General features: G+C 43.7%; 12 protein-coding genes, 11 tRNA genes and 1 rRNA gene. 1 reads left to right on the top strand and 23 read right to left on the bottom strand.

Features of this window, described 5'->3' with window-relative positions; genetic code table 11:
* Window positions 1-127 precede the first annotated feature (127 nt).
* From ABVF09_RS16230 to sigW, 9 genes are all read right to left on the bottom strand, one after another.
* A complete protein-coding gene (locus ABVF09_RS16230) occupies window positions 128-706 on the bottom strand; it encodes a hypothetical protein (protein ID WP_371069639.1) in 579 nt (192 codons plus the stop codon).
* Window positions 707-830: 124 nt separating this feature from the next.
* A complete protein-coding gene (locus ABVF09_RS16225) occupies window positions 831-1349 on the bottom strand; it encodes a hypothetical protein (RefSeq protein WP_371069638.1) in 519 nt (172 codons plus the stop codon).
* An 803-nt stretch (window positions 1350-2152) separates the two neighbouring features.
* Window positions 2153-2827 (bottom strand): hypothetical protein, encoded by a 675-nt coding sequence (locus ABVF09_RS16220; RefSeq protein ID WP_371069637.1) that lies wholly within the window; start codon window positions 2825-2827, stop codon window positions 2153-2155.
* An 830-nt stretch (window positions 2828-3657) separates the two neighbouring features.
* On the bottom strand, window positions 3658-5463 hold the full coding sequence (gene glmS / locus ABVF09_RS16215; protein WP_026571536.1) for a glutamine--fructose-6-phosphate transaminase (isomerizing): 1806 nt from the start codon (window positions 5461-5463) through the stop codon (window positions 3658-3660).
* Window positions 5464-6028: 565 nt separating this feature from the next.
* Window positions 6029-7378, bottom strand: a complete 1350-nt coding sequence (glmM, locus tag ABVF09_RS16210) for a phosphoglucosamine mutase (RefSeq protein ID WP_026571537.1) — start codon at window positions 7376-7378, stop codon at window positions 6029-6031.
* Between the two features lie 34 nt (window positions 7379-7412).
* Window positions 7413-8651 carry a CdaR family protein gene (locus ABVF09_RS16205; RefSeq protein WP_026571538.1) on the bottom strand — a complete coding sequence of 413 codons (1239 nt, stop codon included), beginning with the start codon at window positions 8649-8651 and terminating at the stop codon, window positions 7413-7415.
* Window positions 8644-9471 (bottom strand): diadenylate cyclase CdaA, encoded by an 828-nt coding sequence (cdaA, locus tag ABVF09_RS16200; RefSeq protein WP_026571539.1) that lies wholly within the window; start codon window positions 9469-9471, stop codon window positions 8644-8646. Before cdaA ends, ABVF09_RS16205 begins: the two co-directional genes overlap by 8 nt.
* 238 nt (window positions 9472-9709) lie before the next feature.
* On the bottom strand, window positions 9710-10321 hold the full coding sequence (locus tag ABVF09_RS16195) for an anti-sigma factor family protein (protein WP_026571540.1): 612 nt from the start codon (window positions 10319-10321) through the stop codon (window positions 9710-9712).
* A 16-nt stretch (window positions 10322-10337) separates the two neighbouring features.
* On the bottom strand, window positions 10338-10901 hold the full coding sequence (gene sigW, locus ABVF09_RS16190; protein ID WP_026571541.1) for an RNA polymerase sigma factor SigW: 564 nt from the start codon (window positions 10899-10901) through the stop codon (window positions 10338-10340).
* Between the two features lie 201 nt (window positions 10902-11102).
* Between sigW and ABVF09_RS16185 the strand changes: the two genes are divergently transcribed.
* Window positions 11103-11252 (top strand): aspartyl-phosphate phosphatase Spo0E family protein, encoded by a 150-nt coding sequence (locus ABVF09_RS16185; RefSeq protein WP_081704465.1) that lies wholly within the window; start codon window positions 11103-11105, stop codon window positions 11250-11252.
* A 48-nt stretch (window positions 11253-11300) separates the two neighbouring features.
* Here ABVF09_RS16185 and rocF read toward each other — a convergent pair whose 3' ends face one another.
* The 14 genes from rocF to rrf all read right to left on the bottom strand — a co-directional run bounded on the left by rocF (window position 11301) and on the right by rrf (window position 18868).
* Window positions 11301-12206, bottom strand: a complete 906-nt coding sequence (rocF, locus tag ABVF09_RS16180; protein WP_268744580.1) for an arginase — start codon at window positions 12204-12206, stop codon at window positions 11301-11303.
* Window positions 12207-12494: 288 nt separating this feature from the next.
* Window positions 12495-12567, bottom strand: a tRNA-Ala gene (locus ABVF09_RS16175).
* A 4-nt stretch (window positions 12568-12571) separates the two neighbouring features.
* Window positions 12572-12646: transfer RNA gene (locus ABVF09_RS16170), tRNA-Gly, on the bottom strand.
* A 3-nt stretch (window positions 12647-12649) separates the two neighbouring features.
* Window positions 12650-12734: transfer RNA gene (locus ABVF09_RS16165), tRNA-Leu, on the bottom strand.
* A 283-nt stretch (window positions 12735-13017) separates the two neighbouring features.
* Window positions 13018-13090, bottom strand: a tRNA-Lys gene (locus ABVF09_RS16160).
* A gap of 34 nt (window positions 13091-13124) precedes the next feature.
* Window positions 13125-13199: transfer RNA gene (locus ABVF09_RS16155), tRNA-Gln, on the bottom strand.
* Window positions 13200-13260: 61 nt separating this feature from the next.
* A tRNA-Tyr gene (locus tag ABVF09_RS16150) sits at window positions 13261-13343 on the bottom strand.
* Between the two features lie 63 nt (window positions 13344-13406).
* Window positions 13407-13482, bottom strand: a tRNA-Thr gene (locus tag ABVF09_RS16145).
* 3 nt (window positions 13483-13485) lie between these two features.
* Window positions 13486-13561, bottom strand: a tRNA-Val gene (locus tag ABVF09_RS16140).
* Between the two features lie 16 nt (window positions 13562-13577).
* Window positions 13578-13652: transfer RNA gene (locus ABVF09_RS16135), tRNA-Glu, on the bottom strand.
* Between the two features lie 262 nt (window positions 13653-13914).
* On the bottom strand, window positions 13915-18234 hold the full coding sequence (locus tag ABVF09_RS16130; RefSeq protein ID WP_371069691.1) for a S8 family serine peptidase: 4320 nt from the start codon (window positions 18232-18234) through the stop codon (window positions 13915-13917).
* Window positions 18235-18594: 360 nt separating this feature from the next.
* A tRNA-Thr gene (locus ABVF09_RS16125) sits at window positions 18595-18667 on the bottom strand.
* Window positions 18668-18670: 3 nt separating this feature from the next.
* A tRNA-Asn gene (locus ABVF09_RS16120) sits at window positions 18671-18745 on the bottom strand.
* Window positions 18746-18752: 7 nt separating this feature from the next.
* Window positions 18753-18868, bottom strand: a 5S ribosomal RNA gene (gene rrf, locus ABVF09_RS16115).
* Between the last annotated feature and the right edge of the window lie 292 nt (window positions 18869-19160).

The following is a 19160-nucleotide window of genomic DNA, read 5'->3' as shown; positions in this document are numbered from 1 at the left end:
GAGATACACAAATTTTTTTATGTATATGACTAAGGTTTATTGTTCGGTAATCCTGATTTACATACAAGTTCTAATAACTACTTCTGTTTCCCTTTCGTATTCCATTAATAATACCTATTGTTGTTGTTTACCTAGTTTGGAAAGAAGTAAAATCAACCAACTTAATTTTGTGGTCTCTGAATAGAATAGGATCTTTTTCTTGATAATAATTTTCTACAGCCAGACAAATAGATTCACTTAATTTATCAATATTAACCCTAATAGTCTTTGTTTTCGTTATTTTCGAATTATTACTAGCTTGGTTTACCCAAGTTAAACCAATTGAATCTGCCCCACCTACTGCTAATTCAAAATCATATGAATAATAAAACTCTGCATCTTCTTTATCGCCCCAACTCCCTATATCCGAGTTTCCATCGTGTAAGAAAGAACAACGCAAAGAATAGCACATTTCCCCTGTGAAATAAGGATTTTTAGCTTTAGTGTAATCTTTTGTCCAACCTGTGTTATCTGCAAAAAATTGGTCTACCCAATTTTCAAACCATGTCGCATATTGTTTTCCTACATCCCGTTTTCCATTCTTATGTTTAAAATGTGGGTATTCAATTTTCCCACAAATATCAGGCAAAGTTAAAGATAGTGCAAGTGCTGATAAGTAACTTTTATTTCTTAGAGCAAGGTTAATGTCCTTTATTTTATCTAACATTCAAATCCCCCATTACACTTGAAATATATCAAAAATTCTCCCCATCCGAGCTACTTACAATGATAGTTATTTCTATATCATATATACAGACATCATCTAATTATTTTTTTATATCACTTTTCAATCACCTACAAAAATAGTCCTTGTATTCCTCTAAGGTACCCTTCACATATTCCCAAATCATAACATTTCCATTCTCTATCTCAAACACTTTACCATGTGATTTTGGTGAATCAATTTTCATCTGAGTAAAATTACTACGGAATTCCCTTACGAATGTATCAGGATGATTGGCCTCATCACTACATTTTCTTTCTAGTTCTACCAACGGAACCAAGCCTAATTCACCTTCCACTTGGTAATATGCTCTTACAATCTTGTGGTTGTTCTGATATCCTTTTTTAGCCCATCTTGGTATTCTAATTTTTGCCTTTCCATAATCCGGATTCATAACTCCTGTTTCCTTGGAATTATTCGAAATCAATGTTTTATATTCTTGTGATGTCCTTGAGAAACTGGTCGATATATACTGTACCATGTACCTTTCAATTACTTCCGTTGCTTCTTCCTTATTTAACATTAATGCAAGGTTAAATTTTTCTAAAATATCCTCATCAATATGGCATGAAAATAAAATCCCCATGTTTATCCCCCTATTTTATTGATATAAGTACTAATTTACTTATTTTACTTTATAATACTAATTAGTAACTATATTACTTTATTACTAGAATTTTTACAATATAAAGTAGAAGTTTAAACTTACCTCTTTTCTCATCATTTCTCTGCAATCCATTTTGTTATAAAGTTCTTCTCTAAAATACCTGAAAATGACTAGAAAAGATACTTCTGGATTGTTTCGAATATTTGTAAAATATTATTAAGTTTATGTTTATACCCATAATGGATAAAAGATAAGAAAAGAGGAGGTAAGTGAAGTGTAGCAATTGTATAACGATATTGGACAGAAGAAAAAAACGGAGAAGGAGGAAATCCAACGGGTTATATCATGGTTTAGGCCTCTCTGTTGTGCCTTTTTTATTAGTAAACGATAACTTATGGATATCTCCCAGCTATACAATAAAGCTAAATATAACAATTATAGGATAGCATTTTATTTCATACTTTTAGCTTAATTCCTATTAAATTTTCCAGAACCAGAAAGTGATTATACGCATGGTTGAGCCATTTCTCATTCATGCAGTATTTCTACAATGAACAATTCTTGGTGCATAATTGAGTTAAATATAACAATTATAGGACGAAATAGAGACTAAAACACAGAGGAAATGTAGCAATTGTAGGATGGTATTACAGTTAGGAAACGAACTGAATAGAGATTGGAAATACGCATGATCCCTTATTGAACAAGGGATTGGATAGATATTGAACATAACCAAAAGATTGGACCCTTATTGGTTCCAACCCGAATTTTTATTCCCTTTACTACCAATGAATATATTCCTCATCATTTAACTCGAAAGATTTAAGGAAAATTTCAAGTATTTGTTGTGCATTTTGATCTCCGCCACAGTGTTCAGGTGAAATACTTACAGTTATTAAATCCCAACACCCTTCATCATCATACTGCTTAAATCGCTCCAACTGCTTTTTGATGAACTCGTCACTATAACGAAAGGGATTGCTATTATAATTATTCTCAATAGATTGATAGGCATGTAAGTTGAAAAAATCCAGGTCTAAATCCAAAATAAAACTTTGATTTTCTGGACTAAAGAATTCCATCCGATGCTCATGTTCAAACTGATTTAGAGTATAAGAGTGAAAAACTTCACCTGGAGGTCTAACATAGTCTCCTATCATATACACATCTTTAATAGTGCCCGTCCCTTGGCTCGCTCTTATAAATTCAAAAATATCAAGTTTTTCCCCAATATTGAGAGCATCTTGTTCCGTTTTCAACTCTGTTATTTCCTCAATAGGCTCAAAATAATCATCGTGAAAATCAACATGTAATAATCTTGCTTTTGGTTCTATTTTTTTATTAAGTCTACTTATTTCCCAAGCTGAAAAAGCCCAATTATGGTCACGCATTATGTAGATATTTCGTTTAGGGTACGCTATTCTCCAAGTGCCATCCATATCCTTAACTTTCTTCATCCTTATCCCTCCTCAAAAAACAGAATATCCCTATTGTCTTATTTCGTCCTACTTCTCATCATTTCCTTCTTCTACTATATCTCCCTGTTACTTAGTTGGAATTTTTCCAAATTCCCCTAAATCCCTTATCCCCCAAGGCTTCCGCCCTCTTTTCTCGACTTTTTCATCCCTCCATTATGTTATTAAGTTCTTCCCCAAAACCCCCATTTTCGCCCTCTTTTCTCCGCTCTGGCTTGTATCGAATATTCGGACAATGTTAAAAAGATGGTACCCAAAATGGAGGAGAAGAATCGGGAGAAAAGAAAGGAAATATAGCAATTGTAGGATGGTGTTACATTTAGGAAACAAACTGAATAGAGATTGGAAATCCTACGGATTTAGAAATTGAAAAGGTTATTGAAACCCTTATTGGACAAAGGATTAGTGGGTTATTGGAAATACAGAAAAAGACTGGACCCCCTATTGGATCCAGCCTGAGTTTTTATTGAGATTTTAATTAACTTTAAACGATTGTCTGCCTATTCTTGTTTTCCCCGCTCTTCCCTCTAATGTACCAACTTTTTAGCAGTAGGTACCGACTTTTTAGCAGAGGGAAAGGGAAAGTAACAGGGAGATAGGAGTAAAAACTAAAAGCGAAAAGAGATAAAAAAAGGCCGGACCCCTACTGGATCCAGCCTCGATTTGATTAACTTAAAATGATTGTGTATCTCTCCTTTTTCCCACATTCTACCCTCGAATGTACCAACTATTTAGCAGTAGGTACAGACCTTTTGGAATGGGGAAGAAGAAAGTAACAGGGAGATAACAGCAAGGGCTTGTGCCTGTTTTTATTACTCCACCGTCACACTCTTCGCCAAGTTACGCGGCTTATCAACATCGCAGTCACGGTGCAGCGCAGCATAATAAGCAAGCAGTTGCATCGGCACGACACTTACAAGTGGTGTCAGCAACTCATGAACATGAGGGAGCACCAAGGTGTCGCCTTCCTGTTCCAAGCCTTTCATGCTGATGACGCAAGTCTTCGCTCCGCGTGCCGCAACTTCCTGGACATTGCCCCGGATGGATAAATTGACCCTTTCCTGTGTTGCCAGCGCAATGACCGGAGTGCCTTCTTCAATCAACGCAATCGTTCCATGCTTGAGCTCGCCGCCGGCAAAGCCTTCCGCTTGAATATAGGAAATTTCCTTCAGTTTCAAGGATGCTTCCTGGACGACAAAGTAGTCGAGTCCTCTGCCGATGTAGAACGCATTGCGTGTCTCTGTGAAAAAGTCTCTGGCAATTTCTTCGATTATTTCTTTTTGGTCGGTCAAACCTTCCATCGCGTTGGCCACAATAGCCAGTTCCTGAAGTGGATTGAAGTCGAAAGGCAAGCCCTTCGCTTTTGCTGTGTCCACAGCCAAAATGGCTAGCACCGCAATCTGTGCTGTATATGCTTTGGTGGAGGCAACGGCGATTTCTGGTCCTGCATGCAAGTGCAGGGTATAGTCTGCTTCACGAGAAAGGGTGGAACCCGGAACGTTTGTCAACGTTAGAGACGGGTGTCCTAATTCTTTGATTTTCACTAACACAGAACGGCTGTCGGCTGTTTCACCGCTCTGTGAAATAAATACAAACAAAGGCTTTTCTGATAATAACGGCATGTTGTAAGAAAATTCACTGGCAATATGAACTTCCACGGGAACATTGGCAATGTTCTCCAAGAACTGTTTTCCTACCAGTCCTGCATGGAAGCTGGTACCTGCCGCAATGATGTAAACCCGGTCGGTTTCAAGCATTGCCTGGCGCACCTGTTGATCCAGTTTGATTTCATCGTTTTCATCCTGGTATTCCTGAATGATCTTCCGCATCACAAACGGTTGTTCATCGATTTCCTTCAGCATGAAATGAGGGTATGTCCCCTTTTCGATATCCGTCGCATCGATTTCGACCGTGAACGGTTCCCGTTCAACGACCGTACCGTCCAGCTTTTGCAATTCAACATTGTCTCTGGAAACAATGATGATTTCTTTGTCTTCCAGTTCCATATAACGATCCGTCACTTGCAGTGTTGCCATCGAGTCACTGGCCACCACATTGAAACCATCGCCAAGCCCTACCAATAACGGGCTTTTGTTTTTGGCAACATAAATGGTCTCTTGATCTTCAGCGTCAATTAGAGCAACTGCATACGAGCCCTTCAACAAAGCAATCGCTTCGCGAAAAGCCTGGACGACATCACCAAGCTCTTGATAAAGTTTTTCAATCAGCTGAACGATGATTTCTGTATCTGTCTCGCTATGAAGCGTGACATCGCTCAAAAACTCACTGCGGACATCTTTATAGTTTTCAATTACGCCATTGTGAACGATTGTGAAGCGTTGCGTCGTGCTTTGATGCGGGTGGGCATTTTCTTCACTGGGAGCACCATGTGTTGCCCAGCGCGTATGACCGATACCCATCGTCGCAAAGCTATCATCTGTTTCCACCTTTGAGCGCAATGCCGCTATCCGGCCTTTCACCTTGAACAAATTGATGCCATCATCGTTCAAGGTGGCGATTCCTGCAGAGTCGTATCCGCGGTATTCCAGTTTTTCCAAGCCGTTTAGAAGTACTTCCTTCGTATCGTTGCTTCCAATATAACCTACAATTCCACACATATCGTTGTTATCCTCCTTGAATATAAGGGGCAAACAAACGACCAGCAGAAAAAGTCATCTGCGAAAAATGCCGATTTTCGCGTACAGCAAAAAACTGCAAAATCCGCCAGAAGACTGTTTCCTCTATGACTTTCAGGGGCGTTTCGTTTGCCCCTTTCCCGTAAAATGATTAATAATATCATCTTGTCTTTGTCCTTGTACAAAGAGTCGCCTCTTTGGTTTCGAAGCAAAAACATAACGGTTGAGATGTGTGCAACCGGGAGGCATCCGCCGAACTGCTCGATAAACCTCCTCCTCGTCAACTATTTTCCTCCGTCCGGAAAATAGCCCAGGCGCTTTATGAACCTTTACCTTTACATCGATCCTCCTTCCTTTTTGAATGAAGCATCCATGCCCTAACTGTTTAACCGGTCAGTTAGCCAGTCAAACCTTTAAAAGCAGAATACACTTTATTTTACTGCAAAAAAATCAGACTGGCAATAGTTCTTTCTGTCCGGACATAATAAAATATGCATAAAACGGAATAGAAGTGCCGTTTTATGCATATTCATTTTTTCGAAGTTATCTATTCCCGCAAACCGAGCAATTCATCGATCACATTCGCAACCCGGTCAACATACTTTTCACACTCTTCCTTGGTCGGTGCCTCTACCATGACACGCACCAACGGTTCGGTACCGGATGGACGGACCAGCACCCGGCCATTGCTGCCAAGTTCTTCTTCCACTTTTTCGATGGCATCCTGAATGGCAGTATTGACCAATGCTTCATGTTTGTCGACTACTTTAACGTTTTTCAGTACCTGCGGGAACTTTTCCATTTCCGAAGCAAGTTCGGATAATGGCTTACCCGTTTCCTTCACGACATTGACGAGCTGCAATGCAGTCAGCATGCCGTCGCCAGTTGTATTGTAGTCAAGGAAAATGATGTGTCCGGACTGCTCTCCACCGAGGTTGTAGCCGCCTTTTCGCATTTCTTCCATGACATATCGGTCACCGACCGCTGTTTTATCACTTTTCATTCCGTGTTTTTCGAGCGCTTTATAAAAACCGATATTGCTCATTACGGTCGAAACTACTGTATTATGACGCAGCAAGCCCTTGTCGTTAAAATACTTACCACATATATACATAATCTGATCGCCATCGATAATATTGCCAAGCTCATCTACCGCAATCAAGCGGTCGCCATCACCGTCAAAAGCAAGCCCGATATCCGCTTGTTTTTCCAATACGAAATCACGCAGCGTTTCAGGGTGGGTAGAACCGACCCCGTCGTTTATATTCAATCCATCCGGTGACGTACCGATGGAAGAGATGTCCGCTTCCAAATCGGCAAACAGATGGGAAGCCAGTGAAGAAGTAGCTCCGTGGGCACAATCCAAGGCTATATGAAGCCCGTCAAAGTCATTGTCGACCGACTGTTTCAAATACTGAATATACTTTTGACCGCCTTCAAAATAATCATTGACTTGACCGATATCGCCCCCGACAGGACGCGGCAAATCGTCTTCATCGCGGTCCATCAGTGACTCGATTTCCTGCTCTTGTTCGTCTGAAAGTTTAAAGCCGTCAGGGCTGAAGAACTTGATCCCATTATCCTCTACTGGATTATGGGATGCAGATATCATGACACCTGCTTCCGCGCTGAGTGCTTTTGTTAAAAAGGCAACGCCGGGAGTCGAAATCACGCCAAGGCGCATCACCTCTGCGCCAATCGACAAAAGACCGGCAGACAGTGCGTTCTCCAGCATATTACCGGAAACTCTTGTATCGCGGCCGATTAAAATCTTCGGCCTGCTCGTTCCCTTGGTCAGAACATAACCGCCAAAGCGGCCCAATTTAAATGCAAGTTCTGGTGTGAGTTCTTGGTTTGCTATCCCTCTGACTCCATCTGTTCCGAAATATTTTCCCATGATGCACCTCTCCTTTATTCCTTCACGTGAAATATCATTCTATCTGGACGGTTATTTCTTCAAATTCTGGTTCTACCGCTACTCCGTCCGGACCGCTTATACTGACTGGCAGCTTGTGCTCTCCTTCATCCAGGCTCCCGGCATCGACGGATAACTGAAAATCGCTGGCTGAAATTCCGTCAAGCTCTTCTTCGGTGCCCAGCGCCGTCACGTCCATTTCATCTTCTTCCGGTTCGATAAAATTCAACGTTGCGTCTTCCGGAAGATTCCGGACGTCGATTGGAACGTTTTCAATGGTAGACGTTTCTGTGCGCTCCAATTCAATTTGTACTTTCACCTGTTCCGGCTCCACCAGACGCATCTCCGAGGATGGTGCCAGACTGACTTCCATAGTCGTCGCCTCTGTAATCTTGGAAAGATCAATTTCTTCGGTTTCGATTTGTTCGATTTTCGCCAGATTTTCCTCTGAAGCATAGACCTTGACGTCGCTTGGTTCTACTTCCATCGACTTAATCGAATATCCGTCCGGCAGTTCTCCTCTGGTCACAGTTTCTACCGGCACTTCTTTATTTGGACTGTTGATGTCGACAGATACCTCGACCGTTTCCGGCTCCACCCGGACACTCAGTTCATTGCCCTGACTGTCATAGACTTTGACCGGTACTTCTCTGGAATCAATTGGTTTATCTACATCCTTCAAATCGACATAAGCCTTTACGACTGCAACCTTGTCCACTTCGCTCTGCGAACTGGTTATCTCCACTGTTTCCGGTTCTGCAGAAGCATCTCCGATTTCAAATCCGTCCGCTAATTGACTCGGATTGATATAATCCACTTCCACAGGGAACGATTCGGCTGCTCGTTCCTCTATCGTCACTTCAGCAGTCTTCGGCTCCATGTCGACATTGATGTCGCTCGGAATGCCTGCATATTGAATTTCAACGTTATGCGTGCCCGGTTCAAGCCCCTGCAAGTCGACAAACACTTCAAATGACCGCTGTCTTACCAAAGGGGTTACAGAACTATTCGGACCTTCTATATTCATGTTGACGTTTTCCGGCACACCGCTTACCACATATTTTTCTTCGTCGATTTCAATGTTGACCGGAACATTGTTCATTGTTTCTATTTGCTCAGAACCGCTTGGAATGAAGGTTTTCGAGTCATCTGGCGGAGCGATATTATCATCCAGCCTTACTGCTGTGAACAGTAATATCGCCATTGCCAATGATAATCCTCGGATAACCCAAGGACTTTTCAGCCAATTATCCATTCTTCTTCCCCCTCCAGTTCCAGCTTTTTGCCATAGGGGTCTTGGACGTGACATCCAACTCTTGTTTAAGCATCTCGATCAGTTTTTCCTGATCCAAATCCCTGTGAAGCTCTCCATTTTTTGTACAGGAGATTTGTCCGGTTTCTTCCGACACCACCACGGTCAATGCATCGGTAACCTCGCTGATACCCATCGCCGCCCTGTGGCGCGTTCCCAATTCCTTCGAGATAAATGGGTTTTCCGATAATGGCAAATAACAGGCGGCGGCGATGATTTGTTCATTTTTAAGGATGACTGCCCCATCGTGTAAAGGGGTATTGGGAATAAATATATTGGTCAACAGCTCATTGGTCAGTCTTCCATTGATCGGGATCCCTGTCTCTACATAATCACCCATCGGCGTTTCCCTTTCAATGGTGATCAGTGCTCCGATTCTTCGTTTTGCCATATAATTGCACGACTTTACAATGGCATCAACGTTTCGATTCAGCAATTCTTCTTCGGAAGTGGTGTTCCGTGAGAAAAAGCTTCCCCGGCCCAGTTGTTCCAAAGCCCGTCTGAGTTCTGGCTGGAACAGGATGATGATTCCCAGGAACCCCCACGTGATTGCCTGCCACATCAACCAGTTGACGGTTCGCAAGTCAAGTACACTCTCGCTGCTCAAAAACCAAATTCCAAGCACGACAAAAATGCCCTTTAACAATTGAATGGCTTTCGTGCCTCTGATTAACATGATCAATTTATATAAAACATACCAGACAAGGGCAATATCTATTCCGATTCTAAGTATGTCGAGTACGTCGAATCCCCCATCAAACATGTTTCCACGTCCTTCTATGCATGAAATCTTCTTCCTATCTGTTGAATGATAACGCTATGTACTTGCATTTTAATTCCTCTCAATAGAATTCTCAAGTACCATCCCTCCGGACAAGCTATTTTATTATATCATATATTAACCTTATTCAATAATTGCTCTTAAATGAATATACTTCCTTGTTTTGGACAATATAAAACCTTTGCCCGCAAAAGGTGGCAAAGGTTTTGTTCATGTTCCATCAATCATTCAACGAAAATACACTCTTGGTGATATCTTTGATATGGTACCAAATCCAGTCAAACACTTGGTTCACTTCTTTCAATTCTCCACTGACCTGGCCGGCCGAAGCCATCAGGTGGTCCCCGTTGATAATGACCACATCCCCATTTACTTCTCCTTCTATCTTCACGTCTCCATTTTTAACGACTAAATCACCGTCCACCACCACATCCTCCGGAACGATGACTGTGTCATCCTGGATAACTAAGTTTTTCTGTTTGGAAACGGACAACTGGCCATCCTGGTTCCAAGCGGAGAAAATCCCGCTAAACATAAACAAGAAGAATATCGCTGCTGCTGTTATGAGTGGATGGGCTTTAAACCAGCGCATATATCCGACGCGCTTTTTTTCTTTCGGAAGACTGTCCATCACTTTTGCAGTGAAGCCGGATGGCGCCTGGACTTCACTGCCGCTCTTCAGCATCGTTACTGTTCTTTTCAACTCGTGAAAATGCTTCTGGCACGCTTCACAGGACTGCAAGTGGTTGCGCAACTTATTTTCTTGTTCCTTCGATAGGTTTCCATCCAAATATATATGCATGAGGTTGACAATTTCTTTATCGCAGCTCATTTGTATTCACACTCCTTTACACGTGGCGAAGCCGTTTCCTCAGGGTCTCCCTGCCTCGATGAATCCGTGTTTTCACTGTACCCATCGGTATATCCAATATCTCACTTATTTCTTGTAAAGACAATTCATCGAGATACCTCAAGGCAATCACTCCCCGGTATTTGGGCGGAAGTGCCATGATTTCCTGTTGAATGTAACTCTGCAGTTCCAGGCTTTCCACTTCTTCCTCGGGCAATGCTTGTTCTGCGGGCAATTGCGAATACATATCCAATCCATCGGTCCCTTTTACTTCTGCATCCAGAAAGTAATCAGGTTTTTTCTTACGGATCCTGTCAATGGACAAGTTGGTTGCAATTCGATACAACCATGTAGAAAATTTGCGACGTTCATCGAAGGTATGGATATTTACATAGGCGCGAATAAAAGCTTCTTGAGCTATATCTTCTGCTTCATGACTATTACCCAACATCCGGTAACATATTTGGTACACTTTGTTCTGATAAAAGGAAACAACATCCTCAAATGCAGATTGATCTCCTTTTTTCACTTGCTTTATTTTTTGCTTTATCATCAGATCCATTTAAAAATACCTCCGCTGCATTTGCGGTCACTACCTATACGAGTGACGATGGTTTGAGGTTTCAATTTTTTTGCTGTTTTTTGAACAAACAAAAGCAGGAACATTTTCGTTCCACCGAAAAAATAGTAAAAATTTATGTTTATAGGTCTATTAAACCGGGTAAATATTAACAACTATATTATATCAGTTTGGGAGGAAGGTATGGATATTAAATTGTATTTGTTGGAAAAAATTGAAGCTTGCCGCAAGGAAATGCTAGAACTGTCTCACAAAAAAGAACTTACCTCCGATGCAGTAGTCTCGGCCAGTACCCGGCTCGATTACTGGCTGAATGAATACGATAAAGCATAATCGAAAACAAAAAAACCCCCGCTTTTCAGCAAGGGCCACACCATAAAACTACTTTAATTTTTCTCCAAATAAAGAACCCATTAATCCCACAGCTATTACAGCTGTTTTATTTTTTTCATCCAATATAGGATTTACTTCCACGAACTCCGCAGAAGTGACCATGTCTGTTTCCGCCAGCATTTCCATAGCCAGATGGCTCTCCCGGTAACTCAGACCCCCGATTACCGGAGTACCCACTCCCGGTGCATCTCCCGGATCGAGTCCATCCAAATCAAGGCTTAGATGCACACCGTCGGTTCGATCCTTTAAATAATCGATGACTTCCGTTATCACCGCAGACATTCCCATCCGATCCACTTCATGCATTGTATATACCTTAATGCCTTTTTCACGGATAAGCTCTTTTTCCCCTTCATCCAAAGAACGCGCTCCGATGAGGACAATGTTTTCCGGTTTTATTTTTGGCTGATAACCTAGTATATTGGTCAGTCGCTCGTGTCCCAGTCCAAGATTCACCGCCAATGGCATGCCGTGTATATTCCCGGAAGGCGATGTGTCCGCCGTGTTAAGGTCTCCGTGAGCATCGTACCATATCACCCCAAGGTTTTCGTAATGCTTGGCTATCCCAGCCAAACTTCCGATAGCAATGCTATGATCTCCGCCTAACACGAGGGGAAACCTTCCGGCAGTTATCACTTCATCCACCTGCTTGGCAAGCAACTCATTCCCTTCGGCAACTTGGCCTAAATTGCGCAAGTTGTCTTGCAGCTGTTCCGCCCCCCGACTCGGACGGGAAATTTTAATATCCCCCAAGTCTTCGATTTGAAAATTCAACGCCTCCAGAGTTTCCAACACACCGGCATAGCGAATCGCGCTCGGCCCCATATCGACCCCACGTCTGTTCTGTCCTAAATCCATCGGAACACCTATAATCGATACTTTCTTATTAACCACAATGTTGCCTCCTCCCGATTTATCATCCCTTTATAACTCCAAGGATCCGCTTTCATTTTTTCAAAGTTCGTTACTTCCTATCTTCATTTTAGTCAAAAGTGCAGGAATGACTCAACCGGACAAAAAATTGTATATATATACGGAAGTGGCAGATTGATATTCCTGCCCACATAAAGGATTGACTTAAGACCTCGAGCGGGAGACGCTGAAGCCAGACACACACCCTATTTCATTCCACATAAAAAGGGTAAAACTACTGTCAACAGTAATTTTACCCTTTATTAGAAGTGGAGCCTAGCGGGATCGAACCGCTGACCTCCTGCGTGCAAAGCAGGCGCTCTCCCAGCTGAGCTAAGGCCCCATATTGGAGCGGAAGACGGGATTCGAACCCGCGACCCCCACCTTGGCAAGGTGGTGTTCTACCACTGAACTACTTCCGCATATGGTGCGGATGGAGGGACTTGAACCCCCACGTCCGAAGACACTAGAGCCTGATTCTAGCGCGTCTGCCAATTCCGCCACATCCGCAAATTTTAATGGCAACAACGAGAAAGACATGGAGAACACTGAAAACAGCCCTGTCCATCTTAAGTTAAACAATGAGCCATGGAGGATTCCGACGCCGCAGGCTAGTCCTTGCATCCTTTTGTTGTAAATCGAAAGCAAGGGGAACCGTAGGTGAGAATCCGACCACAACTTCCTTGATGAGCCATGGAGGATTCCGACGCCGCAGGCTAGTCCTTGCATCCTTTTGTTGTAAACCGAAAGCAAGGGGAACCGTAGGTGAGAATCCGGACCACAACTTCCTTGATGAGCCATGGAGGATTCGAACCTCCGACCCTCTGATTAAAAGTCAGATGCTCTACCAACTGAGCTAATGGCTCACAATAAATCCAATCATCTTACTTATAAAAGAAATGGCTGGGCTAGCTGGATTCGAACCAGCGAATCACGGGATCAAAACCCGATGCCTTACCGCTTGGCTATAGCCCAATAAAAACAAAAGCAGTGCCAGCTGCTCGCACTTAAATCGTTTTTATATGTTTTTAAATGATGGAGGGAGTAGGACTCGAACCTACGAACCCGATGGGAGCGGATTTACAGTCCGCCGCGTTTGGCCAACTTCGCTATCCCTCCATGTATTAATGGACCTGTACCCCTATTATAATCTTCGGAATGCAGGTTATACAATTAAAAAGATGGTGCCGGCCAGAGGACTTGAACCCCCAACCTACTGATTACAAGTCAGTTGCTCTACCAATTGAGCTAGGCCGGCAAATGGTGGAGGATGCAGGGCTCGAACCTGCGACCCCCTGCTTGTAAGGCAGGTGCTCTCCCAGCTGAGCTAATCCTCCAACTAACTAAAATATATGGTGACCCGTACGGGATTCGAACCCGTGTTACCGCCGTGAAAGGGCGGTGTCTTAACCACTTGACCAACGGGCCAGTATTGTCTATCTTTCAAACTGACAGATACTATTATAACTCAAATAGGTGGTGTTTGTAAAGAGTAAATTTTTATATTTTATTTTCTCCTCTAACAAACGCCGTTCCTGTTTCTAAGCACGAATATGATTATAATAGGTATTGTGGATTTTGACAAGCATTTTTCCGCAAAAACTTTGCCGTTCTTCCATAAAAACAACCCCTTGGTGAAACGGCACCAAGGGGCCAATCCATTTATATAATATAGGGGGAGGTAAAAAGCTTAGTCTTCCGTGTTAATAAACAATTTCCCTTCGGCTGCTGCCTCGGTTGTATTACCGTAATCATCACTTATTTTCACCACAATTTCCGCTCCTTCCGCTACCAAATTGGAAGTAGCTGTCCAGTAACCAACATAATGTCCATCTTCGGTTTCAATCATCGGCAGCTCGGTAGCGTTGTTGGATAAATTGGTTAAAGGCATTTTGATATAGAATGTTGCATCCAAATCCGCTTCTGAATCAAACTCGATTTTCACTGATTCGCCTGCTTGAAGTTGGACATCCTCTTCTGGTAAAACATTGGTGATTTCCGGCGCAGTCAGTTTCGCGTCAATGGTGACGGTTTTGACACGGACATTACCGGCTTTGTCAACAGCCCGGACTTTAATTTCGTTCTCACCATCATCCAGAAGAATACGCTTAGAAAACGCTCCATTTTCATCAACGTCTGCTTTCTGACCGTTCACTACCACTTTATCAAGATTGTCTTCTTCAACCTCGCCAGTAACCTTCACTACCTCTTTATTCGTTTTTTCTCCATCTTCCGGAGAAGTGATAGTAAGTTCAGGCTTCTGTTGGTCGAGTGTTATGACAACCGGGTCAGAAGGGTCAGTGGAACCGTTATCGGTAGAAGAAACAGCTGTCAGGGAATTAGCCCCTGGTTCAAGTGTAACATCGACCGAAAATTCACCAGCTTCACTGACTTCTGTCACCGCTGCTTCTTCTTCGTTATTGTAAACAGTCAGGGTTGTAGATGGTGCCGCGCTTCCAGTAACCGTAACAACTTCTTCCTTTGTATAACTGTTATCTGATGGCGATTCAATAACTGGTGCTTCAGCTGCATAGCTCACCAAGGCCCGGATCATGTAATTCCCTTCGGCCTCTGGTGTTTGACTCCAGCCACCGTCAACCAATTGCCAGCTTCTTCCGGCGTTTTCTCCATCTTCATCAGTACCTAGTCCTGGAGTGTTTGGATTTGGTTGACTTTGAATATAAACCATATAGAAATCTCCGGATACAGAAATTCCTTTATCAGCCAGGTCGACACGCGTCCACTCGCCGTTCCGCAAAGCAGTTGCATCGTATGGTCCGCCAAGTTTTTCACCTGGTGCCCCATCCGGTCCGCTGGCATCGTAGACAGCTACTTGGAATTCCTCTCCGCCAGGTACTGGCCAATCTTCTGTCCAGAAACGGAAAAGACCACCTGTAACCATGGCTGATTCCTGCCCTTCTGCAAGAGACATTTTCACAGCCCAGCCGTTGCCCGCATCATAAAATGCACGTGCATTCTCTGCTGTTCCATCATCGTAACCGATTTCTCCCGGGTACCCAATGAATGGGTCCATTTCGATTGTCAGTTCGACCGTTTCATCCGCTTCAATGGAAACAGAAACTTCTTTAGCGTGAAATTCCGGAGCCATCACACGAAGAGTATAATCTCCTTCATATGCTTCGATGGAGTAAGATCCATCTTCCCCTGTTTCCACAGGATCGACTGCTGCGTCCTCGACAAGCATCAAGGTAGCTCCTTCAATCGGTTCCCCGGTTTCTTCATTGATCACTTGGCCGGAAACCGTACCAGTCGGGATCGGATTCAACGTGAAACTGGCTTCTACTGAGCCTTCTTCCGGAACACCAACAGCCTGCTCCTCGGCATAGAACCCGTACGCGTCTGCTTGTAGAGTGTACTCTCCCGCACCATGAAGTAAGCGGAAGCTTCCATCAGCAGGGTTCGTGTCTACGGAACGATCCGTTTCAAGCACAGTGACTGTGGCATCCAATGGCAAGAGGTTTGGTTGATACTGATCGTCGATTTCCCCTTTTGCCAGCTGGGGTGCAGTCACTTCTTTCAGCTTAGAAGGTGTTAATTTTTTAGGATTGACCTTCTTTTTCTTTTCTACTTTTTTGTCAGCAGATTTCTTATCCTGCGTAGCTGCTTTTGCTTTTTTCGTCGTGTTCTTATGAAGGGAGGCAGTTGAACCATCTGCCTGATCAGTTAATGCTACATCGTCTATATACCATCCTTCACGCACTACGCTTGAATCGGTATCAACGTGAAATCCGACAAACACATTCTGTCCGGCATAATCGGAAAGGTCAACTTCTGCATCCGTCCACCCATCCGTTGTTCCGTTAAATTCTTGTAACTGATCCCAGTTTTCCATGTCAGTAGAAACCACTATATGACCGTAATCATAGTTATTTTCTAAGTTAAACCATGATTTGAATTGTAGGAAAGTATCCCCTTCAGGCACTTCCACTGGCGGCATAACCAGGGTCATGTTTGCATCACTGTCATAATCTCCCGCCAGGTTTGTCCCATAGACTTTTTCTCCTGACGCAGCTTCTTCTGGCCCGGATTCCGGCACACCCCACTGCCAAGTGTTGTTTTCCCCAAATGACAACCAGCCTACCGGGTTTGCTTCAAAGTCCTCTTCGTACCCTGCAGAAATTGCTTCTTTAATAGAAATTTGATACACGTCTGTTTCCACTTCATTTTCGCCAAAGTCCACTGCTTTCCATTTGTATTCCAGTGTGTCGCCTGCGACAGCTTCACCTGGAATCACAGCCTGGTAAGTACCTTCAGTGAAATCACCTTGGACTAATTCTGCAGTGATTGTTTCCCAGTCACCCCCGTCGAGACGGTACTGCAGTTCAACCGTATCAACGCTGACATTATCTTGGACTTGGGCAGAAAGGGAGAGCGGTACACCTTCATAAGTATCTTCCGGGGCTACATGTTCAATGGCAGGCTCTTCGCTATCGTCCCCTTCCTTGTATACATTCCCGGTGATTTCACCCACTCCGCTCACCACTGCGGAAACTGCATTGAATGCATTGACAATTCCGTGACCGAATCCTTCATTAGGATCTTCCGGATATTGGCTGTTCGTAGTTGTATCTGCTGTTTCCATCAGTATATCCTTTACATCTTCTACCGACAGGGAACTATCCGCCTGTAGCAACAGGGCGGCAGTAGCCGCAACGTGTGGTCCTGCCATCGAAGTACCATTCCAGCCACTCTCGTAGTTGCTTCCCGGTACAGAGGAGCGAATGTTCACACCAGGAGCAGCAATGTCCGGTTTTATTTCACCGTCGTATGGAGAAGGCCCTCGAGAAGAAAAGCTGGCCAATCCATCGCTCGAATCGGTAGCAGCTACCGCGATGACCTCTGGGTAATTCGCCGGTGCGGCGATGGTTCCATCACCAGGTCCGTCGTTTCCTGCCGAAAATACCGGAACCAGACCGGCACTTATCCAATTCTGTACCATTGGACGATACCATTCATCCATTCCTGGTCCGCCTCCCCAGGAATTGTTCACTACATCTGGAGCCGCTTCCGGATGAGGCGTTCCGTCAGCATCTTTAGGAGCAAGCACCCATTCACCCGCTTCCAGTAAATCTGCATCCGTACCGCCTGCAGCAGTGAAAGCTTTTACCGCTATCCACTTCGCACCAGGTGCAACACCTATCTGGTTACTGCCATCTTCATCCGTACCTACCATTGTTCCCATCGTGTGGGTACCATGGCCCTGATCGTCATATGGAGTTTCTTCTCCGGCTGTAGCGTCGAACCAATTTAGTTCATGATCTGTTTGATCAGGGTTGGAAGCATCGAAGCCGCGATACTGCGCTTGAAGTGCTGGGTGGTCCCATTGGACACCAGTGTCAATATTTGCAACGACTACGCCACTTCCATCTATCCCCATTTCTTCCCAAACTTCCGGGGCACCTACTCGATCAATATTCCATTCTGTAGCATCTGTACCCTTCGCCAGTTTCATTTCTTTTACCGTTTCTTGCACAGCCGGAGTCAGCTTTCTCACCCTGTTTGGGAGAACCTTTTCTACTTCCGGCATAGCAGCAATTTCCTTCATGATTGCTTCATTACTTGTCACCGCCATCGCGTTGACAATGTAGTAAGAATTAAAAGAAGAGACTTTACCTTTTTCGGTTGCACTCTCCAAATATTTTTTCAATGACTGTTGGGACTCTAAAGCAGTTGATTTTAATTCCGTCACAACTGCGGATGTTTTGACTCGTTTAATTTGGGAGGTTGTTAAAGAAGAATCTTTCTTTTGCGCAGCTGCCTCAGCATTTTTTGCTGCTTTAGCAGTATCTGCCTGATCCTTCATTTTCACCAGATAGGTGACTTCTTTCGACTTTTGAAAGGAATCAGTTAAATCCTTACTGATTTTATTATTTACTTGCAGGTTATCTTTGATGGAAAGACTTGTTGAGGAGCTCTGTGCCGAGGCGGTGGTGTAAGTGAAAAGTTGTAATACCAAAAAAGCGATCAAAGAAATGCTAAGCCATTTCATTTTTCCTCTTTTTGGCCTCAATGGAATTTCCCCTTTCCAATTTTTTTAGACTTACTTTTCTTTCACCTCCTCCATTTTCATTACTTTTCAGAATATTCTAAAGAAGTTACAACGATATTACTAAAACTTTCCAAGCTTGGCTAGATAGTATAGCAAAAAAAGGTAATTATACTCTGTTTTTGTAATATTTAGTCATGGTTAAAGTCCCTGTCTTTTGCAGGAGAGTGAGGAAAGAAGGTATATATACTCAACCGCTTTACATTTTCAAGCGTGACAATAGTCTATATAGTCATATTTGTAACATCAAGCGCATAAAAAAACAGGTTCTCGCAATTTGCGAAAACCTGTTTTTTAAAAAAGAGCTTCCAGCCGGACTTGAACCGGCGACCTCTTCCTTACCATGGAAGCGCTCTACCGACTGAGCTATGGAAGCAAATGGCTCCACCGGTAGGATTCGAACCTACGACCGATCGGTTAACAGCCGATTGCTCTACCACTGAGCTACGGTGGAATAATCTGCCTGGCGGCGTCCTACTCTCGCAGGGGCAAAGCCCCAACTACCATGGGCGCTGGAGAGCTTAACTGCTGTGTTCGGCATGGGAACAGGTGTGGCCTCTCCGCTATTGCCACCAGGCCTGCAGGATACAGGTCGTTCTGTGTTGTTCACAGGACGTGAACGGGCTTAACAGAACTTCCTTGGTGATTAATTAAGAAAAGTGTACCTTCAAAACTAGATAAGAAGGAAGACATCAACGAACTTCACACGTTTGAATCTCGCTCTGCGGACCGGAGTCCGCGACGCTTTTTGTTTTAATCCAGCTCTGCGGGCTAGATGCTCGCGTCATAAGTCATTCCCCTACAAGCCCATAAAGCAGGGCTTTTCGGTGACTGGCTTATGCGTGTCGCATCTGACCAAGCCCGCGACG

This window comes from Sediminibacillus sp. JSM 1682029 (genome assembly GCF_041366435.1).
Classification (GTDB): Bacteria; Bacillota; Bacilli; order Bacillales; family Amphibacillaceae; genus Sediminibacillus; species Sediminibacillus terrae.
Note: the sequence above shows the minus strand (reverse complement) of the source record. Positions and strands in the feature narration are given on the sequence as shown.

Coding starts and splice junctions, on each gene's coding strand:
- cdaA (WP_026571539.1), bottom strand. CDS start 9,471: ATGTTTGATGGGGGATTCGACGTACTCGACATACTTAGAATCGGAATA.
- ABVF09_RS16220 (WP_371069637.1), bottom strand. CDS start 2,827: ATGAAGAAAGTTAAGGATATGGATGGCACTTGGAGAATAGCGTACCCT.
- ABVF09_RS16185 (WP_081704465.1), top strand. CDS start 11,103: ATGGATATTAAATTGTATTTGTTGGAAAAAATTGAAGCTTGCCGCAAG.
- ABVF09_RS16225 (WP_371069638.1), bottom strand. CDS start 1,349: ATGGGGATTTTATTTTCATGCCATATTGATGAGGATATTTTAGAAAAA.
- glmS (WP_026571536.1), bottom strand. CDS start 5,463: ATGTGTGGAATTGTAGGTTATATTGGAAGCAACGATACGAAGGAAGTA.
- sigW (WP_026571541.1), bottom strand. CDS start 10,901: ATGGATCTGATGATAAAGCAAAAAATAAAGCAAGTGAAAAAAGGAGAT.
- ABVF09_RS16130 (WP_371069691.1), bottom strand. CDS start 18,234: ATGAAATGGCTTAGCATTTCTTTGATCGCTTTTTTGGTATTACAACTT.
- ABVF09_RS16230 (WP_371069639.1), bottom strand. CDS start 706: ATGTTAGATAAAATAAAGGACATTAACCTTGCTCTAAGAAATAAAAGT.
- ABVF09_RS16195 (WP_026571540.1), bottom strand. CDS start 10,321: ATGAGCTGCGATAAAGAAATTGTCAACCTCATGCATATATATTTGGAT.
- ABVF09_RS16205 (WP_026571538.1), bottom strand. CDS start 8,651: ATGGATAATTGGCTGAAAAGTCCTTGGGTTATCCGAGGATTATCATTG.
- glmM (WP_026571537.1), bottom strand. CDS start 7,378: ATGGGAAAATATTTCGGAACAGATGGAGTCAGAGGGATAGCAAACCAA.